Source organism: Staphylococcus devriesei, from assembly GCF_002902625.1.
Taxonomy (GTDB): domain Bacteria; phylum Bacillota; class Bacilli; order Staphylococcales; family Staphylococcaceae; genus Staphylococcus; species Staphylococcus devriesei.
The window spans coordinates 1-5,192 of the sequence record NZ_PPRG01000011.1 but is presented as its reverse complement, the minus strand read 5'-3'; the positions used below and the strand labels follow the sequence as shown (position 1 = coordinate 5,192).

The 5,192-nt window shown below is 31.3% G+C and carries 5 protein-coding genes; all 5 read left to right on the top strand.

The annotated features are described in order from the left end of the window. Positions 1-122 precede the first annotated feature (122 nt). Positions 123-2,111, top strand: a complete 1,989-nt coding sequence (tkt, locus tag CD147_RS02110; RefSeq protein ID WP_103165797.1) for a transketolase — start codon at positions 123-125, stop codon at positions 2,109-2,111. Positions 2,112-2,371: 260 nt separating this feature from the next. Then, positions 2,372-2,608: a YneF family protein gene (locus CD147_RS02105; RefSeq protein WP_103165796.1), complete on the top strand. Its 237-nt coding sequence runs from the start codon at positions 2,372-2,374 to the stop codon at positions 2,606-2,608. A 483-nt stretch (positions 2,609-3,091) separates the two neighbouring features. Further along, positions 3,092-3,559, top strand: a complete 468-nt coding sequence (locus tag CD147_RS02100) for a CcdC family protein (protein WP_103165795.1) — start codon at positions 3,092-3,094, stop codon at positions 3,557-3,559. Between the two features lie 187 nt (positions 3,560-3,746). Next, positions 3,747-4,871 (top strand): exonuclease subunit SbcD, encoded by a 1,125-nt coding sequence (sbcD, locus tag CD147_RS02095; RefSeq protein ID WP_103165794.1) that lies wholly within the window; start codon positions 3,747-3,749, stop codon positions 4,869-4,871. A 4-nt stretch (positions 4,872-4,875) separates the two neighbouring features. Then, on the top strand, positions 4,876-5,192 hold a 317-nt coding region (locus CD147_RS02090), incomplete at its 3' end, for an AAA family ATPase (RefSeq protein WP_169926894.1).

Sequence of the window (5,192 nt, the reverse complement as noted above, 5' to 3'; positions counted from 1 at the left end):
AGATGTGTATAAGAGACAGGTATAAAAGAGTTTGTTCATATTATGAGATTAATCTCTTATCAATTACATTGTATTTAAGTTATAATGTAACAAAGATTATTAAGTAGAAGGGAAGTATTTAGATGTTTAATGAGAAAGATCAATTAGCCATTGATACGATTCGTGCTTTAAGTATTGATGCAATCGAAGAAGCAAATTCTGGGCACCCAGGTTTACCTATGGGGGCAGCTCCTATGGCATACACATTATGGACTCGTCATTTAAACTTCAATCCTCAATCAAAAGATTATTTTAATAGAGACCGTTTTATTTTATCAGCTGGACATGGTTCAGCACTATTATATAGTCTGTTACATGTTTCTGGAAGTTTAGAATTAGACGAGCTTAAACAATTTAGACAATGGGGTTCTAAAACACCTGGTCATCCTGAATTCAGACACACTGATGGCGTTGAAGTTACAACAGGACCATTAGGACAAGGTTTTGCAATGTCAGTGGGTATGGCGTTAGCCGAAGACCACTTAGCTGGTAAGTTTAATAAAGAAGATATCGATATCGTTGATCATTATACGTATGTATTAGCTTCAGACGGTGATTTAATGGAGGGTATCTCTCACGAAGCGGCATCATTCGCTGGACATAATCAACTAGATAAATTAATCGTTTTATACGATTCAAACGATATTTCACTTGATGGTGAATTAAATAAAGCATTTTCAGAAGATGTGAAAAAACGTTTTGAAAGTTATGGTTGGAATCATATCTTAGTAAAAGAAGGTAACGACTTAGAAGCTATAGATAAAGCTATTACTAAAGCTAAATCTCAAAAAGGTCCAACTATGATTGAAGTTAAAACAGTTATAGGGTATGGTGCACCAAATGTAAGTGGTACAAACGGCGTCCATGGTGCTCCACTAGGCGACGAGGAAAGAAAATTAACATTTGAAGCATATGGTCTAGATGCTGAAAAACGTTTCAATGTTCCTGAAGAAGTATATGAAATTTTCCAAACAACAATGCTCAAACGTGCTAATGAAAATGAAGAAGCTTGGAAAGAAAGATTAGAAGAATATACTAATAAATATCCTGAATTAGCTGAGGAATTCAAATTAGCAATTAGTGGCAAATTACCTGAAAACTATAAAGATGAATTACCTCGTTTTGATAGTGATCATAACGCTGCTACACGTGCTGATTCTGGAGAAGTTATTCAAGCATTAAGTAAATCAGTTCCTTCATTCTTCGGTGGCTCAGCTGACTTAGCTGGCTCTAACAAATCGAATGTTAAAGAAGCAACCGATTATGATCTTAACACTCCAGAAGGTAAAAACATTTGGTTTGGTGTCAGAGAATTTGCGATGGGTGCAGCTGTAAATGGTATGGCGGCACATGGTGGATTACATCCATACGGTGCAACATTCTTCGTATTCAGTGACTACTTAAAACCAGCACTTCGTCTATCTGCAATCATGGGACTAAATTCAACATTTATCTTTACACATGATTCAATTGCAGTAGGTGAAGATGGTCCAACCCACGAACCTATCGAACAATTAGCTGGTTTAAGAGCCATTCCTAATATGAATGTTATTCGCCCTGCAGATGGTAACGAAACTCGTGTTGCTTGGGAAGTAGCATTAGAATCTGAACAAACACCAACTTCATTAGTATTAACTCGTCAAAACTTACCTTATTTAGACGTAGCTGAAGATGTTGTTGAAGAAGGCGTACGTAAAGGTGCATATGTAGTATTTGAAACTGAAACAGCTCCTGAGTACTTATTATTAGCAACTGGTTCAGAAGTTAGTTTAGCTATTGAAGCAGCGAAAGATTTAGATAAACAAGGTAAAGGTGTTCGAGTAGTTTCAATGCCTAACTGGAATGCGTTTGAACAACAATCAGACGAATATAAAGAATCAGTAATTCCAAAAGATATTACTAAGCGTGTAGCAATTGAAATGGCTTCTTCACTAGGTTGGCACAAATATGTTGGTACTGAAGGTAAAGTTATTGGTATTGATGGCTTTGGTGCAAGTGCCCCTGGCGATTTAGTAGTAGAAAAATATGGATTTACAAAAGAAAATGTTTTAAATCAAATTCGCACGTTTTAGTTTCAATATCTTGTGAAAATTCGTGATAATCAATTAATATCCAAGGAGGACTCTCAAAGTGGGAGTCTTCTTTGTTTTGTAACGTAAAAGACTTGAGGGTCTTAATTTTAAACTTTTACATCTAAATTTTATAAATATAGAATTACATTTGTACAACAATTTGTTATGATTACAAATGAATAGTTTATTCTTGAACTAACTCTTGAAAATGAGATAGTAATTTAGTAAAATTCAGTAGGATATAGAAAGTGGGTGAAACAATGGCAACTTGGTTAGCAATTATTTTAATCATTGTAGCACTTATTGGTGGACTAATTGGTGGTTTCTTCTTAGCGAGAAAATACATGATGGACTATTTGAAAAAGAACCCACCTATTAATGAAGAAATGTTACGTATGATGATGATGCAAATGGGTCAAAAACCATCTCAAAAGAAAATCAATCAAATGATGACAATGATGAATAAAAATATGGATCAAAACATGAAAGGTAAATAAAACCTATCATATAGGGCGTTACAACGATTTTAAAAATTCGTTGCAACGTCCGTTTTTTGTTATTGGCATAACTTTTTTCTTTATAATATATTTTAAGGAATAACAAAGATAAAGATATAAATAGGTTATAAAATGCAAAAGAATAACCTTTGTGGTAAATTTAATTGATGATATTCTCATTAGAAACGTTGAATGCTTTTTTATTTTATTGTTTTTAGTGTGAAAAGTTAATAATATAGAAATAATTTTAAGAGGCGAATATATATTTAACTATATTTTTTAGGATTAATTTACTTTTAATAAATTCTATTTCTGTATTGTATGAAGTGATAGATAATAATTATAGTCTCAAAGGTTTACAATCATTCATTTTTGTAGTAAAACAATTTTAGTGTTACTTAAAGTTAAACAAAATTTAAATGTTCATACTTCACTAAAGAACCAATTAACAGTATTAGTTTATGAATATAAGAAGGTGTAATTTTGGCATATCTAATTTTTTCAGTAGTTGTTGCACTAGTTATGGGAATTGTTGTTATTGTGATACGAATGAAAGCACAGCAATTTCCAGTCAATGAAAAGAAAATCGTTTTACCACCGTTTTTTATGTCTACCGGTGCACTTATGTACGTTATACCGTACTTTAGGTTAACTGGTTCAGAAATTTTAGAATCTATTATTCTAGGCGTAGTCTTTTCATCTGTATTAATATGGACAAGTCGTTTTGAGGTTCACGGTAGTGAGATTTATATGAAAAGATCTAAAGCTTTCCCAGTAATTTTAATTTCATTGTTGATTATTCGTACGGTTATTAAAATATTCATTAGTAGTACTATCGATCCAGGAGAAATAGGTGGAATGTTCTTTTTAATTGCTTTTAGTATGATTGTTCCTTGGAGATTAGCAATGTTATATAAATTTAAAAAGTTAAAAAATACTATAGTTCTTTAGACGATGAAGTAGGACAGAAATCTGATATAATTGAAAGATTTTGTTACGTTCTAACAAAATGGACTAACCATAGAAAGCAGAGCCTAAGACATTTTATAATACAAATGTCTAGGCTCTTTTTCGTTTGCATATAATAGAAAGACAGAGTATAATTTATACGAACAAACGTTCTTATTGGAGGTTTATTATGAAAATTATTCATACAGGGGATTGGCACTTAGGGAAGATTCTTAATGGCAAGCAATTTTTAGAAGATCAAGAATACATATTAGATAAATTGATACATAAACTAGAAGAAGAAAAGCCTGATTTACTTGTTATTTCTGGAGACATTTATGATACTTCATATCCAAGTAAAGAAACGATAAAATTATTTGAAAAAGTAATCGGATTAATAAATATTGAAATGGGCATTCCAACTATTATAACTAATGGAAATCATGATGGTAGAGAGAGATTAAATTATGGGGCGACATGGTTTCAATATTCTAAATTATATATACGTACACAATTAGAATGTATGGATAAACCGATTACTTTTAATAACGTTAATTTTTATACATTGCCCTTTGCAACAATCAGTGAGATTAAAGAATTCTTTGATGATGAAGAAATTAAAACTTATGAACAAGCAACACATAAATGTATAGAATACATCGGAGAAAAATTGAATCCAGAATCTATTAATATCTTAATAGGACACTTAACAATTAATGGAGGGAAGACTTCAGATTCAGAAAGACCTCTGACGATTGGTACTGTTGAAAGTGTTAATAAATCTAATTTTAATATATTTGATAGAGTTTTATTAGGTCATTTACATCATCCATTTAGTATTCAAGATGATGTAATCGACTACAGTGGTTCTTTACTACAATATTCATTTTCTGAAGTCAATCAACCTAAGGGCTATAAGCAAATAATCATTGATTCAAAAGATAGTATTAAAACTAAGTTTATTCAATTAACCCCTATGAGAGAACTTGAAGAAGTTAAAGGAGACTATCAAGAAGTTATTCAGGGCGATTTACCTGTTAAAAATAGAGATAATTATTTCCATTTTAAACTCGAAAATATGTCACATGTTACTGATCCAATCATGCATTTAAAACAAATATATCCTAATACATTAGCGCTTAGTAATCTAACTTTCGAATATAAAGGAGACTTTCAACGCGTGGAGTTAGAACAAGAAGAGGATGCAACAATAGTAAGAAAATTTTATAACAGTATTACAGATAAGGAATTAACAGACTATCAAGCGAAAAAAATTGATGATTTACTAAATAAAATTCTGAATAAGGAGGCTTAATAAATTGAAACCATTAAAATTAACACTTAGTAATTTTGGACCCTTTTTAAATGAAACAATCGATTTTCAACATATTAAAGACGAACATTTATTTTTAATAAGTGGTAAAACCGGATCCGGTAAAACTATGTTATTTGATGCAATTGTATATGCATTATTTGGAAAAGCCTCTACAGAAGGAAGAAATGAAGGGGATTTAAGAAGCCATTTTGCAGATGGAAAATCACCTATGAGTGTTACTTATGAATTTAAACTTAACGATAAAGATTTTAAAATAGTTAGACAAGGTAGCTTTATAAAAGCTGTCTCTTATACACATCT